Source organism: Massilia pseudoviolaceinigra (assembly GCF_030846505.1).
GTDB classification, from domain to species: Bacteria; Pseudomonadota; Gammaproteobacteria; order Burkholderiales; family Burkholderiaceae_D; genus Telluria_A; species Telluria_A violaceinigra.
The window spans coordinates 50,627-66,745 of the sequence record NZ_JAVCWL010000011.1 but is presented as its reverse complement, the minus strand read 5'-3'; the positions used below and the strand labels follow the sequence as shown (position 1 = coordinate 66,745).

The window sequence follows — 16,119 nt, the reverse complement described above, 5'->3', positions numbered from 1 at the left end:
CCCGGGTGGCCCTGACCCGGGCGGCCCTGACCCGGGTTTTTTGCCGTTTCAGGCCGGACAAAGCGTACCCTGCGTGCTAGCATGGCAGATATGCGACCGCTGCCTACCATCGGCGCCGGTCCACCTTCAGGAGCCGCCTTGTATTTTTGGAAGCAACTTTCACCGTCCGCACCGCACCGGCTCGCCGCCGGTACGGCTTTTGGCATGACCGACACCGGCACTGTCCGTCCGTCGAACGAGGATAATTTCCTGATCGATGCCGCCCTCGGGCTGGTGGCCGTGGCCGACGGCATGGGCGGCCATGATTCGGGCGAGATCGCCAGTGCCGACGCTCTCACGTCGCTGGCCCAGTTCCTGCACGCCAGCACCGATGCCGACAGCAACGGGGTGCCGCCCAACTTCCGGCCCAGCCCGTTCGACCCCGGCGCCACCGATCTGGACGGCATCGCGAGCGAGGCGGCCCTGGCCGCCATGGTCACCGTGCACGACGCCGTCGAGTATGCCAACCAGCGCATGTACCAGACCAATCTGGCCAACCGGCGCGGCGATGGCGGCGGCATGGGAACCACGCTCACCGGCCTGTGGCAACCCGAACCGGGCGGCCCGCTGCTGGTGTTTCACGTCGGCGACAGCCGCCTGTACTGTTACCGCGCCGGCCAATTGACCCAGCTCACGCGCGACCAGACCATGTACCAGGAAGCCATCGAAGCGGGCGCAACCGGACACTTGCCGCCGCGCAATCTGCTGCTGCAAGCGCTCGGGCCTTCGTGCGACGTCCATCCGGACTTGCGGATCCAGGCGGTGGAAGCGGGTGATGTGTATTTGCTGTGCAGCGACGGCCTGTATGGCGCAACGTCCGACGAGCGTATCGCCGCCCTGCTGGCGGGTGCGAGCGCGGACCGGCTGGAAGAGTGCTGCAAGGAACTGATCGCCACCGCCTTGCAGGACGGCAGCCGGGATAATATAACGGCGGTGTTGTTACAGTGCGATTAACAGGCTGGCAACGGTGCTGCGTACCGGTTAATACCCCATTCCGGTCACGGTTACATGGGCCCAAATCCAGGTTCGCGGCTCGGGATCGTCGACCTGAACCGACTTCACCACATCCACTTTCACTGTCGTGCCTGGTCCCAGTGCGCCAATGCTCTTCTCCATCGGTGGGCGTGATTTATCAACCATTTCCTTCGGCGGCAAACTACGAACATACACGGGCGTTATGACCGTGTAAGTGGAACCAGCCGATGGCAGATTTGCTACCCGCAGCGTTTTCGGCGGCTCGATTCCATCCGCCGCGCTGCGTCCCCACTCGCCATCGATGCGCGATCCCACGTAGATCCACCCGACGCTCCCGACACGCACGGTAGACGAAGTCGTTTCCGAAGGAGGTATCAGCTGCTGCGTTTGCGCGGCTTGTCCGCCAACTGGGTCGTTGGCGCCAACAGAAGCGCCCTGCGGCTCTTTATACACGGATAGTCCGGCCGACGCGGCGGCGCCTGCCGACCCCGGTACCCCGGTAGCAGCGAGGGACGGACCAGGCTTGGCGTCTGAAGCAGCCCCCGGCGTCTTGCCTAGGAAAAGAAGATATGCGGAAATAATGGTACCGAAAACCGTTATCAACGCCACAACAATTTGGGTATTGATCTTCGTGGACGGAGCGCGTGCCGATATCTTCGCGCTGGCATCGGTGACGCCGGACGGCAGGTCGACGATGAAGCGGATATAAGGTGGATCAATCCGGATTTTTTCAAGCGGAATGGTCTCGCCGTTCATCCGGAACTCCGTCACCTTCGCGCCCTCTTGCGCCAGCGGGGCGCAAAACCAGCCGAGGTCGCGGTCGTATTTGGAGGCGATCAGGCAATACCAGTATTCATCCATGTTTTACCTTAGCTAAACTGGAGCAGTCATCGCCCTCGATAAATCATAATGCGCTCAGGAAATTCGCGTATCCGCATCCCGCACGATTTTGATCGCGTTCAATCCTCAAATTGGGTATCGTGGAAATGTAGTCCTAGTGTATACCTCATGCGGGCGGATGCTCCGGCAACCGCATGTGTGTTCAACACGCGCCACAAGACGAAATTCCACGCTGCCGGACGATTCCGACCGATGTTTCTACTGAGTAATGGGGTAAAATCCCGGTGAGGGCCTTTGTGCAGGTAAAAAGAGAAACGCGATGAAACGGTGGTTAGATCGATTGTTGGGCAGCGACAGTGAAGAAAGCAAGCCTGCGCCCGCCCCTGTCGCGCCCGCTCCAGTGCGTGTGCGCGCACCCGACCCCGTGCACGCGCAGCAGGTCGACGCGCTGTTCTACCGCTGGCTGGCCGGCATTACGCCGAACAGCGGCCCATCGAGTGATGAAAAAGTCATCCTTGTCGATCTGGCCTACATGGGCCAGCTGCCGATGGACGAGATCACCCTCGCGCCCAGCATGCCCGCCCTGTTTCCGCAATTGCTGCGCAGCATGCGCGACAATACCGTTTCCGGCGCCGACCTGGCGCGCCAGCTGTCGCAGGACAAGGAACTGGTCGCCGAGATACTGCGCGAAGCAAACCGTCCCTGCCACCATCCCCACTACCACACCAACGACCCGGTCACCACGGTCGAACGGGCCACCATGCTGCTGGGGGTGAACGGCTTACGCATGCTGATCGGACGCGCCTCGCTACTGCCGATCATCATCAGCATGACGCCAGGGCCGTTTTCGCAATTGTCCACGCCGCTGCTGTGGCGCCAGTGCGAAAAATGCGCGCTGGCGGCCAGCGTGCTGGCGCCGGCGGTGCGCGCCAGCCCGGTCGAAGCGTATTTCGCCGGGCTGCTGTACAACCTGGGCCTGATCGTTTCCTTCCGCCTGCTCGACCAGGTCAATACCGAGCCCGCGCTACCGCAATCGGAAGCGTTCATCATCGCCCTGCACGCGCAGGCGCGCGCCTTGTCGGTGCGGATCGCCGAGGCGTGGGGCTTTCCTGATACAGTGACGTCCGCCATCGAGCAGGCCGGCCAGCCGGACGGCACGCCGCTCTCGCAAGCGCTGGCGCTGGGCGACATGATCAGCCGCCTGCGCATGCTGGTCGACTCGGCCCACTTCGAGGCCGACGACCCGTTCGTGCTCGAAGGGCTGGACGCGGCCGGCCTGGCCTGTTTCGATGAACTCCAGAATGAGGATGAGTGATGTCGTTCGAGATTGAGGGAAAGCTGGTAATCGGCGTGGCGTCGAGCGCCCTGTTCGACCTGACCGCCTCGCACCAGGTGTACCTGGACAGCGGAGCGGACGAATACCGCAGGTACCAGGAACGCAATCTCGACGTCATTCTGGGCAAGGGCGTTGCGTTTCCCTTCATCCGCCGCTTCCTGGCCATCAACAAGGTCTTCCCGCGCCACAATCCCGTGGAAGTGGTGCTCTTTTCCCGCAATTCGCCGGAAACGGGACTGCGCGTGATGCGTTCGATTGCCCACTACGGCCTCGATATTTCGCGCGCCGCCTTCATCACCGGCAAGTCGCCCTACACCTATCTGCCGGCGTTCAATGCGGCGCTGTTTTTAAGCGCGAACGAGGAAGACGTCAAGAGCGCCATCGCGGCCAATTATCCGGCCGGTCTGGTGCTGCCATCGAAAATCGTCGATGAGGACGACGACGTCGAACTGCGCGTGGCCTTCGATTTCGACGGCGTGATCGCCGACGACGAATCCGAGACCATCTTCAAGCGCAATAACGATCTCGAAGAATTCCACGCGCACGAAACCAAACACATGTCCATCCCCCACCAGCCGGGGCCCCTGGCCGAGATGTTCCGCAAGCTGTCGCTGATGCAGCGGCTGGAAGAGCGCGCACAACGGCGCGACCCGGGCTACAAGAAGGTGCTGCGCATCGCCATCATCACCGCCCGCAACGCGCCATCGCACGAACGCGTGGTGACCACGCTCAAAAGCTGGGGCGTGTCGGCCAGCGAAACCTTCTTTTTGGGCGGGATGAACAAGACGCGCGTGCTGTCGATCTTCAAGCCGCATATATTCTTCGACGACCAGCTGACGCACCTGACGTCCTCGCCCGGAGGGACGATCCCGATGGTGCATGTGCCGTTCGGGATTGCCAATCGCCGTCCGGCGTAGGACTCCCGCGGGTCGCCGGCCGGGCGCAGTCACCGTTACCCATATCCAGCTATAATTAGCCGTCCCGCTCACAGCCCGCAGCCCGCATGCCTTTCGATTTAAAGAAATCACTCCCGAAATCCGGTAACCGCTTCGCCCTTCCGACCCTGTACGGATCCTCGGACGCGTATGCGCTGGCGGTGGCGGCGCTCGAACTCAAATCGGCAAAGCAGATGCTGACCGTGATCGTGGCCAACGCCAGCGACGGCCAGCGCCTGCTCGATGAAATCCCCTGGTTCGCCGACGGCAAGCTGGCCTGCCACCTGCTGCCGGACTGGGAAACGCTGCCCTACGACGCCTTTTCGCCGCACCAGGACCTTGTCTCCGAACGCCTGGCCACCCTGCACGAAATCCAGAACGGCCAGTGCGACGTCCTGATCGTGCCGGCCACCACGGCCCTGGTGCGCCTGGCGCCGCCATCGTTCCTGGCCGCCTACACCTTCTTCTTCAAGCAGGGCGAAAAGCTCGACGAAACGCGCCTCAAGGCACAACTGACCCTGGCTGGCTACACCCACAATTCGCAGGTGATGTCGCCCGGCGAATATTCGGTGCGCGGGGGCCTGATCGACCTGTTCCCGATGGGTTCCGCGCTGCCCTACCGGCTCGACTTGTTCGGCGACGAAATCGAAACCATCCGCACCTTCGACGCCGACACCCAGCGCTCGCTCTATCCGGTGCGCGAAGTGCGCCTGCTGCCCGGGCGCGAATTCCCGATGGACGAAGCGGCCCGCACCACCTTCCGCAGCCGCTGGCGCGAACGCTTCGAGGGCGACCCGTCGCGCTCGGTGGTGTACAAGGACGTCAGCAGCGGGATCGCCTCGGCCGGTATCGAATACTACCTGCCGCTGTTCTTCGAGCAGACCGCGACCCTGTTCGACTACCTGCCGCAAAAGGCCAGCCTGGCGCTGGTGGGCGACATCGACGGCGCCATCAAGCGCTTCTGGCTCGACACCGAATCGCGCTATCGCTTCCTCAAGGCCGACCGCGACCGCCCGATCCTGGCCCCCGATGAACTGTTTCTCTCCGACGAGAACTTCTTCACCCTGGCCAAATCGTACGCTCGCTGGGTTCTCACCAAGGACGCCGACCTGCAGGCGTCCGAACTGTCGGCGCCGATTCCCAACATTGCGGTGAACCGCCGCATCGACGATCCACTGACGAACCTGCGTTCCTACCTGCTGGAGAACGACAAGCGCGACAAGCGCGTGATGATCTGCGCCGAATCGAACGGCCGCCGCGAAACGCTGCAGCAGTACTTCAACGAATACAAGCTCGCGCTGGTGCCGGTCGAAGGCTTCGCCGGCTTCGTGCAGTCCGACGCCAGACTGGCGCTGGGCGTGGCGCCCCTGCAGGCCGGCTTCGAATTGTCGGAGCTTGGCACCGGCAACCTGATTTTCATCACCGAGACCGAGCTGTATGCGGGCTCGGGCCGGCGCGCCGGCAAGAAGAAGCAGGAAGGCGTGACCCAGGTCGAGTCGATGGTGCGCGACCTGTCGGAACTGAAGATCGGCGACCCGGTCGTGCACATCAACCACGGCATCGGGCGCTACATGGGCCTGACCAGCATGGACCTGGGCGAAGGCGAAACCGAATTCCTGCACCTCGAATACGCCAAGGACACCAAGCTGTACGTGCCGGTCTCGCAGCTGCATGTGATCTCGCGCTACTCGGGCGCCTCGCCCGAAGACGCGCCGCTGCACGCGTTGGGGTCGGGCCAGTGGGAAAAAGCCAAGCGCAAGGCGGCCGAACAGGTGCGCGACACCGCCGCCGAACTGCTTAACCTGTACGCGCGGCGCGCGCTGCGCAAGGGCCACTCCTTCGAATACTCGGCGCACGACTACCAGAACTTCGCCGACAGCTTCGGTTTCGAGGAAACGCCCGACCAGGCCGAGGCCATCAACAACGTCATCAAGGATATGACCGCCGGCAAACCGATGGACCGCCTGGTGTGCGGCGACGTCGGCTTCGGCAAGACCGAGGTAGCGCTGCGCGCCGCCTTCATCGCCGTCATGGGCGGCAAGCAGGTCGCGATCCTGGCGCCGACCACCCTGCTGGCGGAACAGCATGCGCAAACCTTCGCCGACCGCTTCGCCGACTGGCCGGTGCGCATCGCCGAACTGTCGCGCTTCCGGACCGGCAAGGAAATCAACAACGCGATCAAGGGCATGGCCGACGGCACGCTCGACATCGTGATCGGCACCCACAAGCTGCTCTCGCCGGACGTGCAGTTCACCCGTCTGGGCCTGGTCATCATCGACGAAGAACACCGCTTCGGCGTGCGCCAGAAGGAAGCGCTCAAGGCCCTGCGCGCCGAAGTCGACGTGCTCACCCTCACCGCCACGCCGATTCCGCGCACGCTGGGCATGGCGCTGGAAGGCTTGCGCGACTTTTCGATCATCGCCACCGCGCCGCAAAAGCGCCTGGCGATCAAGACTTTTGTCCGCAGCGAAGACGGCTCGATCATCCGCGAAGCGTGTTTGCGCGAACTCAAACGCGGTGGCCAGATCTACTTCCTGCACAATGAAGTCGAGACCATCCAGAACCGCTTCGCCATGCTCACCGAGCTGCTGCCGGAGGCGCGCATCGGCGTGGCCCACGGCCAGATGCACGAGCGCGACCTGGAAAAGGTGATGCGCGACTTCGTGGCGCAGCGCTATAACATCTTGCTGTGCACGACCATCATCGAAACCGGCATCGACGTGCCGACCGCGAACACGATCATCATGCACCGCGCCGACAAATTCGGCCTCGCCCAGCTGCACCAGCTGCGCGGGCGCGTGGGCCGGTCGCACCACCAGGCCTATGCCTACCTGCTGGTCACCGATGTGAGCAGCCTGACCAAACAGGCGCAGCGCCGGCTCGACGCCATCCAGCAGATGGAAGAACTGGGCTCCGGCTTTTTCCTGGCGATGCACGACCTGGAAATCCGCGGCGCCGGTGAAGTGCTGGGCGAGAACCAGTCCGGCGAAATGCTCGAAATCGGCTTCCAGCTGTACTCCGACATGCTCAACGAAGCGGTCCGTTCGCTCAAGGCCGGCAAGGAACCCGACCTGGCCGCGCCGCTGGCCACCACCACCGAAATCAACCTGCACGTACCGGCGCTGCTGCCGGCCGACTTCTGCGGCGATGTGCACGAACGCCTGTCGATCTACAAGCGCCTGGCCAACTGCGGCGCGCAGGAAAAGATCGACGACATGCAGGAAGAGCTGATCGACCGCTTTGGCAAGCTGCCCGACCCGGTCAAGGCCCTGATCGAAACGCACCGCCTGCGCATCGCGGCCAAAACGGTCGGCATCATCAAGATCGATGCCCACGGCGAAGCGGCCAGCCTGCAGTTCATGGTCAATCCGCCGATCGACTCGATGCGCATCATCACGCTGATCCAGAAGAACCGCCACATCAAGCTGGCCGGCCAGGACAAGCTGAAAATCACCGCCAGCATGCCCGATCTCGCGGCGCGGGTCACGCAGGTCAAGCAAACGATTAAACAACTGTTAGCGTAAAACGAACATGACGACCATGAACCTGGTGCTGCAAGGCCCTGACACGACCATCGACACCCTGCGCCGCATTGCTGCACTGGCCAATCCGGCGCGCGTGAGGGAGCTGGGGCCGCACGCGATCCGCTGCGAACGGATCGATTTTTCCAAGGTCCTCAAGCAGACCATCGAGGTGGCTGCGGGCGCTGCCCGCATCGACGCCACCTTCATCGCGCCCGGGCGCACGCTGGCCGACTTCCGGCTGGTGGCGATGGACATGGACTCGACCCTGATCACCATCGAATGCATCGACGAAATCGCCGACATGCAGGGGCTCAAACCCCAGGTGGCGGCCATTACCGAAGCGGCCATGCGCGGTGAACTGGAGTTTTCCGAAAGCCTGACGCGGCGCGTGGCGCTGCTCGCGGGCCTGGACGCCTCGGCGCTCGAGCGCGTGTATGAGGAACGCCTCGCCATTTCCATGGGGGGCGAAGCGATGCTGGCGGCAGTGCGCGCGGCCGGCCTGCGCACGCTCCTGGTGTCGGGCGGCTTCACCTTCTTCACCGAACGCCTGAAAACGCGCCTCGGGCTCGATTACACGCATGCGAACGTGCTGGAAATCGTCGGCGGCAAGCTGACCGGGCGCGTACTGGGCGGGATCGTTGATGCCGAGGAAAAAAAGCGCACGGTCGAACGCGTGTGCGCCGACATCGGCATCGACACGTCGCAAGCGATCGTCATGGGGGACGGCGCCAACGACCTGCGCATGATGAGCATCGCCGGCCTGTCGGTGGCGTTCCGCGCCAAGCCCGTGGTGCGCGCCCAGGCCGACGTGGCGCTGACCTATACGGGCCTCGACGGCCTGCTCTCGATCCTCGCGTAAGCTCCCCGCCTGTACCTCGCATGCTTGCAATATTTCCAAACCGCGGTCAGACCTTCATGCCGCTAAACTAAGCTCCGTCATTCCTGCCATTGGCAGAAATGACTTCCCGCGCAGGCGGGAAAGACGGTTTTGAGGTTTGTGGTCAGAAAACGGCTTTACTTAACGCCATTAAGGTCTGACCCCGATTAGGAAACTAAACCGCGAGGCTGCGCCCCATGCGCGTGAGCCGGATCGCCACCCCGCCGGCGAGCGGCAGGACGATCGGTTCGATTGCCACGAAGCCGTGTGCCAGGTACAGCGGTTCCCCCGGCATGGTCGATACCAGTTCGAGCGATCGGAAACCCGCCTGCGCGGCTGCGTCGATGCAGTGCCGCAGCAGCATGCTGCCTAGCCCTTTGCGCGCCAGCGCCGGGTCGACGAAGAACGCGCGGATGCGCGCCGGCTCGGTGGCCGGATCGAGCAGGCGGTCATTGCCATGCTTGGCGCCGTCGCCGCCGAAATCGGTGGCGCGCCGGCTCCAGCCGCCGCAGGCGACCACGGTGTCGCCATCGTCGATCGCAAAATACGTCCCGTCTTCCACCAGCGCGCTGTCGACGCCGAACACCTCGCGCGTGACGGCCGCAGCTTCCTGCGGCGTGTAGAACCCTGCGGCCAGGCCAATGCCGGAACGCTCGATGAGGGCTTCGAGCTGCGGTTTTTCGGACAGGCGCGCCAGGCGGATGGTGAAAATGCGATCTCCAGGTGTGAGTGTTCAAGCAATTATAGGCGAGCCGAGCGGCCAAAAAAAACGCGCACTCGGGGTGCGCGTTAAAGGAGACGACGGGGTGCAGCGGCAGGCGCGGTGGAACGCCGTCCGCCTATCGTCTGGCTGTAATCCTCGTTCGATCGAGGTTATGCGGGTTCTTCGCCTGCTCCACTGGCACGGCGTTGATTGTCAGGATGCCCCAGATGAAATCGTTGGCGACGATCTCGGCCGGCAGTTTCACCGTACCCATGGGGTGCGATGTGAGCTGTTTGATGTACGGGCTGCCGTCGCGGCTGAAGCCGGCGCTGGCGTGGCAGGAGATGCACGAGGAACGCTTGATCGGAATGCCCGCCGCAACGCGCTCGGTGAACGAATTGCCGTGCATGAGCGGCTCTCCCCCGGGCGCCACGAAGGCGATTTCGGACGCCTTGAGGCAGTAGTTGTGCCACGCCGGTGCCACGCGCTTGACCTCGAACAGTTTTTTCAAGGCCGGCGTCTTGGCGCAGGCGCCGTACTGGCCGTTTTGCGTGCCCGCCAGCGGGACAATCCTGCGCCGCGCGGCGCCATAGCTGTCGTTGCAGCCCATGGTGTCGCAACGGCCCGGATTGAGGCGGTGCTCGAAGCTGGCCCACACCCAGTTCGGTGCATCCTTGGAGCTGATGTGCATGGCCACCATCGCAAAGGTCGTGTCCTGCGCGCTGGTGGTGTGGAACTGGGCACGCACCTGCGCCGCATTGAGGCGCACGCCGTTGCGTCCCAGCCAGGCAACCAGGGTATCGACCGGCACCCAGTCGGCCTTGACCTGGACCGCGTCGTCCGGCAGCGACACGCGCCAGCCGCCCTGCGCCTTCTGGTAGGCGGCGGCCAGCCCGGCCTGGGTGTGCAGCTGGTTCTGCACGATGTAGCGGTAGGTGGCGAGGTTGCGCCTGACTTCTTCGGCAAAGCACGGCGCCTGGCCGGGCTGCGGGGCTTCGACAGGAAAATTGCCCGAGGTAGCATTGGCCACCGCGCCGCAGTCGCCGCTGGGCGCACCCAGGCTGCCGTGGGGCGCCAGCACGCGCTGCAGCACGCTGCTGCGCAGGCGCCGCGGGCGGGCGTCCTCGCCCGGCCAGGCCGGGGTCTCGGTGTAGATGTCTTCGTCGGCGGCCCAGGTTTCGAATTGAACCCGGCCGCGCCCTGCCGGTGCCACGATGCCGGCGAAGTGCTGCCATGCCAGCCGGTCCGAGTGGACGCCGCTCGCCAGCAGGCCGCCGCTGGCACCAACCGCGCCGGCGGCGCGCGCAGGCAGGTCCACCGCCATCGCCAGCAGCGCCATGCCGATCAGGATCCAGTCACGCAGCTTCAAGCATGACTCCATACGCGGTAATGCCGCTCGGCGGGGCGGATTTTTGCACCTTGCGGGCGGCGAACCACCCGGTCAGGCGGCCGTCCTGGCTGCTGATGATGGGACACGAGGCGCTCAGCATCGTGCCGCGCCCGTTCTCGCCCACCAGCGCGCCGCCGCCGGCCACCACGGCATTGCCGTGGGGCGCCGCTACCAGCGCGCTCGGGTAGCCGGTCAGCAGGCTGGTGTTCGATACGATGTGGGCTTCCAGCGCCACGTCCGGCCCGGTGCGGATGCCGATCACGAACGCGGTCACGCGCGCCTGGTCGGCCGCGTCGTGATCGCGCCCGGAAGCGCTCCAGCCGCAGATCTTGCCGTCGGTGCCGATCAGCGGGTAGCTGGCGGTGAGCATGTTGCCGTTCACGGGCGTGGCGTAATTGTCCTGGGCGCCGCCGCCGGTGCCGATCCAGCCGGCGCCGAGCTTGACGCTCACGCCCGGCTCCGACACCAGCGCGCTGGTGGCCGAAAACACTTGCTGTTCGACCTTGACCGGCACGCCGTCGCGGGTGATGCGGATGCCGACCGCGTACACCGCCAGCGGCACCGGGTCGGCCAGGCCGAAATCGCGGCCGGCCGCGGTCCAGCCGTTGAAGACGCCGGCGTGGTTGCGGGTCGGGTAGCAGGCGGTCAGCGTGTTCGAGGTGCCGCGGCCCATGTCGTAGGCGCCGCCGCCGGTCAGCGTAAAGCCGGGCGGCAGCCATACCTGGGCCGTCGGCCCGGTTGCCCGGGTGGCCACGCCAACAAATGCATAACTCTCGATCACGATACCCATGTTTCCAACTCTCTCCGGCGGATTAGCCACTTGCAGCCCGACAAGGCCGCGCTTAGGTACATAGCAACTCCCGTGCCACACTGATAAGTGCGCGAACGGCATGTCAATTCCCTGATTTACAAGGAAAAACATGTCAACGGGCATGTAAAGCCCCCCTTATTTACATGTTCAGGGGCAAGATGACGCGGAGATGCCCGGAGGGGATTTGACGCGAAACGTGTAAAACACGTGTAAAGCAGGGACTCTTTACATGTCAACAATTGCCGGGCTTGCTCTATAATTGGCAATTACTAAACGCTGTGCCATGGAGCCGAACGGTGAACGATGTTGATAACACGCTGACGACACAGCTTTTCTCGCAGAAAAATGGCATCACCAGTGCGCTGTTGGGCCTGACGATCCTGTGGCACCCGGAAACCGAGCGCATCGGCGAGCAATTCATCGGACCGGCCGAGGAAGGCGCGATCGAGGTGTGCCGCTACGCTCCGCTGTTTTTCCGTCCCGGCCAGGATGGCATCGCGCTCGGCCACCGGGCGATCGCGCGCGCCCCGCTGATGGTGCGCCGTACGGCCGACGACGGCGTCGAACTGGCCGCGCCCGACAGCCGCATGGCGCTTGAAGTCAATGGTACGCTGCTGAGCGGTACACGCAGTTTTACCCGCGAGGAGGTGGCCGCCGGCGTGGTGCTGGGCCTGGGCGGCCATGTGCTGCTGTGCCTGCACTGGATGACGAGTTTCCCCCGCCCTAACCTGTTTCCAGGCCTCCTGGGCGTGAGCAGCGGCGCCATCGCCACGCGCGAACTGATCCGCCAGGTGGCGGGCACCGACCTGGCCGTGCTGCTGCTGGGCGAAACCGGTACCGGCAAGGATGTGGCCGCGCGCGCGATCCATCAGGCCAGCAAGCGCAGCGCCAATCCGCTGGTGGCGGTGAACATGGCGACCCTGAGCGAGTCGCTGGCCGCGGCCGACCTGTTCGGCGCGGCCAAGGGTGCCTACACGGGCGCGCAGGCGCCGCGCCAGGGCTTGTTTGCCGAAGCCGATGGCGGCACCCTGTTCCTCGACGAGCTGGGCGACACGCCGGCCTCGGTGCAGCCGATGCTGCTGCGGGTGCTGGAAACGGGCTGCTACCGGCCGCTGGGCGCGAGCCAGGATGCGCGCACGACGGCGCGCCTGATCGCCGCCACCGACCAGGATCTCGACGCGCGCGGATTCAACCAGCCTTTGCTGCGCCGCATGGAAGCGTTCGTGATCCGGGTGCCGACCTTGCGCGAACGGCGCGAAGATATTGGGGTGCTGCTGCTGCACATGCTCAAGGGCTGCGGCTTGAAAGCCGAGGAGCTGGCGGCCTTTCCTCCGGCGCTGGTGAGCGAAATGTGCAATTACGACTGGCCGGGCAATATCCGCCAGCTGGCCAATGTGGCGCGACGCATGGTGATGGCGTTGCAGGCGGGCGAGCGCCCGGTACTGTCGCAGTATGTGCAGGCGCCGGCGCCGCTGCGCTCGGCCAGCGCCAGCCTGGCCGCACCGAACGGGCAGCCGCACGAACAGCCGCGCAGCGCCAGCATGAAAGCGCCGCCCGATACGGCGCCGCGGCGCAAGCTGGCCGAGGTCAGCAACGATGACCTGCTCGACGCACTGGAAGAACACGGCTGGCAGATCAGCGGCGCGGCCCAGCAGCTGGGCCTGTCGCGGCCCTCGCTGTACAAGCTGATCGAAGCGCATCCGGCAATCCGCCCGGCGGCCCTGATTCCGCGCGACGAACTCGACGCCGCCCTGCGCGTCCATGGCGGCGACCTGGCCCTGTGCGCATCGCTCCTCAAAACCCCGAGCGAGGCGCTGCGCCGCCATTTGCGGGTGCTGGGCCTGGACGCCGGCACCAGCTAGCTTATCCGGATCAGGCCGGCAAGCCGCCGATGATCTCGCCTTCCGGCATGCAAGCGATGCCGTCGTCGGTGTCATCCATGTCCGGCGGGGTGACGCCGGCGCCGACCACGCCTTCAGGATCGAACACGAACACGCGCGTATCCTGCTTGCCGGAGCGGCGCGTGATCTCGACGGTCAGCACGAACGAGACTTCCCAGCGGCCGGTTTCTTCGCCGACGGTGAGGAAGTTGTCCCATTTGCGCGACATCGTGTGGTACTTGCGTCCGTCATCCTCGCTCTCCCTGGCACGGGGCGGGCCGAATTCGCCGGGGGCGATCGCCACGCAGGCGCCGGCCACGCCGTCGAACGGCGACGGGCTGGCATAGGTGGCCAGCTGGCCGGGGGCAATGCATACGATTTGCGGGCGGGTAATGAGGGAACAATCGAGCACCTTGAACGACTCGAACTGCTCATACCCACCCGCACGCACCTTGATGTGCACCTGCTCGCCCATCGTGAAATAGATGGCGCCGGCGTAACGGCCCGTGAGCGGGTTGCCATCCCCATCCTTGCGGCTGAACTTCCATTCCAGCGTTTCGCCGATCTGGTTGATGTCGAAATTTGCTTCAAGAAGCATCGATGTCGGTTTCTTCATTTATCACTTTCTGTGGTGGAATCAAAGTACCGCGGGTCGCGCCGCAGCGCGATCAGATCGGGCTCGGCGTTGATGAGATGGATGGGATAACCTCGCTGGCGCGCCGCCGCCAGCTCCGCCAGGGCGCGGTCGCGCTCGCCCAGCAGCTCGTAGGCCATGAGCGCGCGAAAGCGCAGGTTGGGGTCTTCCGGCCGCATTTCCACGGCGCGCCGGGTATGCTCGAGCGCAGCGGCGCGCTCTCCCAGGCGCGCTCCGTATAGCCCCATGCGCGACTGGAAGGTGGCGTCGCCTGGAGCGTCGGTCAGCATCGGCTTGAGTATTCCGATCGCTTGCCGGTAAGCCTTGCGCGAATCTTCCTCGCGCCCCGGAATCCAGCGCAGGGTGTCGCCCAGGTTAGCCCAGCGCAGGTAGTCGGAATTGGTCGCGTACGGGGGCGTGACGGCGCGCTCGAACGCCTCGGCGGCGCCGACGTAATCGCCGCGGTTGAACAGGGCATTGCCCAGGTTGGTGTAGAGCATGCCCGTCGGACGTACCTGCAAGCCTTGCTGCAACACTTGCAGGCTTTCATCCATGCGATTCTGGCGCTGCAAAGCAAGGCTGAGGTTGCCGTAGGAGCTGACTGTATCCGGTTGCAGCTTGATGCTGCGCCGGAATGCCTCTTCGGCGGGCTTGAGCTGCCCCTGCTCGAAATACAGGGTGCCCAGCAAATCCTGCAGCACGTGGTCGGCCGGATAGATCTTGATCGCATCGCGCAAGGTGCGTTCGGCCTCGGGATAGCGGCGCGCGCGCGTCAGGGAGTTGCTCTTGGTAATCAGGCCGAACCAGTTGAGCGGGTCGAGCCGCAAGGCATGGTCGGCCAGCGACAGCGCCTCCGGCAGCCTGCGCTGGCCGGCGCGCACGGTCGCCTGGGCTGCGTAGCCGAGCGCCAGCTGACTGTTGAGCTTGATGGCGAGCTGGGCGCTGGCATCGGCGCGCTTGAGCCAGGCATCGTCGCGATGATCGCTGGTTTGCTTGAAGCTGTAGGCAAACGACAATCCCGCAGCGGCGGCGGCGTGATTCGGATCGCGCTCGAGAATGGCGCTGAAGCTGCGCACCGCCAGGTCCAGGCTCTCGGGCCGTTCGAAGGTGCGCAGCGCCGTCAGTCCGGTCTGCATCGCCGTCGCTTCGGAAAAGAAGGGATCGTTGCGCTGGTACCAGTCGTTCAGCACACCGGTGCGCAGCACGCCGCCCACCCCGATCGCCAGCGCGGCCAGGACCATGGCAATCTGCACTCTCTTCTTGCCGAACAGCGTCGCCGCGTGTTCGCGCCCGCCCTTGCCAGCCCCGGCGGGGACGGACGCGGGGTTCAGCTGGCGCAGCACCGCATCCTGCACGGCCTGCATCGAGGCCAGCCGGTCCTCGACCTTGCGCGCCGTCATGGCGCGCACCAGTGTGATCACGCCCGGCGCGGTTTGCGCCGGAAACGGCCACAAGTCGGACGAAGATTGAATGTGGGCGGCGGCCAGCGCCAGCCCGCTCAGGTGCGAAAACGGCCGGGTACCGGTCAGCAATTCGTACATCACCACGCCCAGCGCATACACATCGCTTTGCGGGCTCAGCGTGGAGCCCATCATCAGTTCCGGCGCCAGGTAGGCGATGGTGCCCTCGGTCTGGTCGAAGGCGATCGATTCGGTCGCTTGCGGGTCGATCTTGCGCGCCAGGCCGAAGTCCATGATGCGCACCTTGCCGGACGCTTCGAGCATCAGGTTGGCCGGCTTGATATCGCCGTGGATCAGTTGGGCCGCGTGGGCTTCGCGCATGGCGTCGGCCACCTGGGCCACGATGTCGAGAACTTTGTCTTGGGGCATCGGACCGCTCTTGCCCGCTTCGCGCAAGGTGCAGCCATCGACAAATTCCATTATGATCGACTGGTGGGCCGCATCGCCCTCGATCGAGAAGATGCGCACAAAGCTTGGATGGCGCAGGGACGCGGCCAGGCGCGCCTCGTCGAGCAGGTTTTCCGGCCGCGACGACAGCATTTGCGGTTTGAGTCGCTTGATGGCGATGGTACGCTGGAGCTTGGAATCCCAGGCCTCGTATACCTGCCCGAAGCCACCCTCACCCAACAGACGCTTCAGCCGATAATGACCCAGTTCTTGCTCATCCACCTGCAAATCGCGCTCCACGTCGTCTGGTTATGTAAACATTTCCATA

General features: G+C 64.7%; 12 protein-coding genes. 6 read left to right on the top strand and 6 right to left on the bottom strand.

Features of this window, described 5'->3' with window-relative positions; all coding sequences use genetic code 11:
* Positions 1–204 precede the first annotated feature (204 nt).
* Entirely contained in the window at positions 205–993 is a 789-nt protein-coding gene (locus RBA40_RS12705) for a PP2C family protein-serine/threonine phosphatase (RefSeq protein ID WP_306648228.1), read from the top strand.
* Between the two features lie 27 nt (positions 994–1,020).
* Here RBA40_RS12705 and RBA40_RS12700 read toward each other — a convergent pair whose 3' ends face one another.
* Complete coding sequence (locus RBA40_RS12700; RefSeq protein ID WP_306648226.1) at positions 1,021–1,875, bottom strand: hypothetical protein; 855 nt, start codon at positions 1,873–1,875, stop codon at positions 1,021–1,023.
* Positions 1,876–2,173: 298 nt separating this feature from the next.
* On the opposite strand from RBA40_RS12700, the gene RBA40_RS12695 reads away from it, so the two are divergent.
* From RBA40_RS12695 to serB, 4 genes are all read left to right on the top strand, one after another.
* A complete protein-coding gene (locus RBA40_RS12695; RefSeq protein WP_306648225.1) occupies positions 2,174–3,169 on the top strand; it encodes an HDOD domain-containing protein in 996 nt (331 codons plus the stop codon).
* Complete coding sequence (locus RBA40_RS12690; RefSeq protein WP_306648224.1) at positions 3,169–4,107, top strand: 5'-nucleotidase; 939 nt, start codon at positions 3,169–3,171, stop codon at positions 4,105–4,107. Before RBA40_RS12695 ends, RBA40_RS12690 begins: the two co-directional genes overlap by 1 nt.
* Before the next feature lie 86 nt (positions 4,108–4,193).
* Positions 4,194–7,649, top strand: a complete 3,456-nt coding sequence (gene mfd / locus RBA40_RS12685) for a transcription-repair coupling factor (protein WP_306648223.1) — start codon at positions 4,194–4,196, stop codon at positions 7,647–7,649.
* Between the two features lie 16 nt (positions 7,650–7,665).
* Positions 7,666–8,508, top strand: a complete 843-nt coding sequence (gene serB, locus RBA40_RS12680) for a phosphoserine phosphatase SerB (protein ID WP_306648336.1) — start codon at positions 7,666–7,668, stop codon at positions 8,506–8,508.
* A gap of 193 nt (positions 8,509–8,701) precedes the next feature.
* Here the strand turns inward: serB and RBA40_RS12675 are convergent, their stop codons facing one another.
* The 3 genes from RBA40_RS12675 to RBA40_RS12665 form a co-directional block, all read right to left on the bottom strand.
* On the bottom strand, positions 8,702–9,112 hold the full coding sequence (locus RBA40_RS12675) for a GNAT family N-acetyltransferase (protein WP_306648222.1): 411 nt from the start codon (positions 9,110–9,112) through the stop codon (positions 8,702–8,704).
* 253 nt (positions 9,113–9,365) lie between these two features.
* Positions 9,366–10,598 carry a hypothetical protein gene (locus RBA40_RS12670; RefSeq protein WP_306648221.1) on the bottom strand — a complete coding sequence of 411 codons (1,233 nt, stop codon included), beginning with the start codon at positions 10,596–10,598 and terminating at the stop codon, positions 9,366–9,368.
* Entirely contained in the window at positions 10,585–11,409 is an 825-nt protein-coding gene (locus RBA40_RS12665) for a hypothetical protein (RefSeq protein ID WP_306648220.1), read from the bottom strand. Before RBA40_RS12665 ends, RBA40_RS12670 begins: the two co-directional genes overlap by 14 nt.
* Positions 11,410–11,726: 317 nt before the next feature.
* On the opposite strand from RBA40_RS12665, the gene RBA40_RS12660 reads away from it, so the two are divergent.
* Positions 11,727–13,292, top strand: a complete 1,566-nt coding sequence (locus RBA40_RS12660) for a sigma 54-interacting transcriptional regulator (RefSeq protein ID WP_306648219.1) — start codon at positions 11,727–11,729, stop codon at positions 13,290–13,292.
* A 10-nt stretch (positions 13,293–13,302) separates the two neighbouring features.
* Here RBA40_RS12660 and RBA40_RS12655 read toward each other — a convergent pair whose 3' ends face one another.
* The gene (locus RBA40_RS12655; RefSeq protein ID WP_306648218.1) at positions 13,303–13,926 is read right to left on the bottom strand and encodes a hypothetical protein; all 624 of its coding nucleotides are present in this window, start codon (positions 13,924–13,926) and stop codon (positions 13,303–13,305) included.
* Positions 13,923–16,091 carry a serine/threonine-protein kinase gene (locus RBA40_RS12650; protein ID WP_306648217.1) on the bottom strand — a complete coding sequence of 723 codons (2,169 nt, stop codon included), beginning with the start codon at positions 16,089–16,091 and terminating at the stop codon, positions 13,923–13,925. The genes RBA40_RS12655 and RBA40_RS12650 overlap by 4 nt, the downstream gene beginning before the upstream one ends.
* Positions 16,092–16,119: the final 28 nt, after the last annotated feature.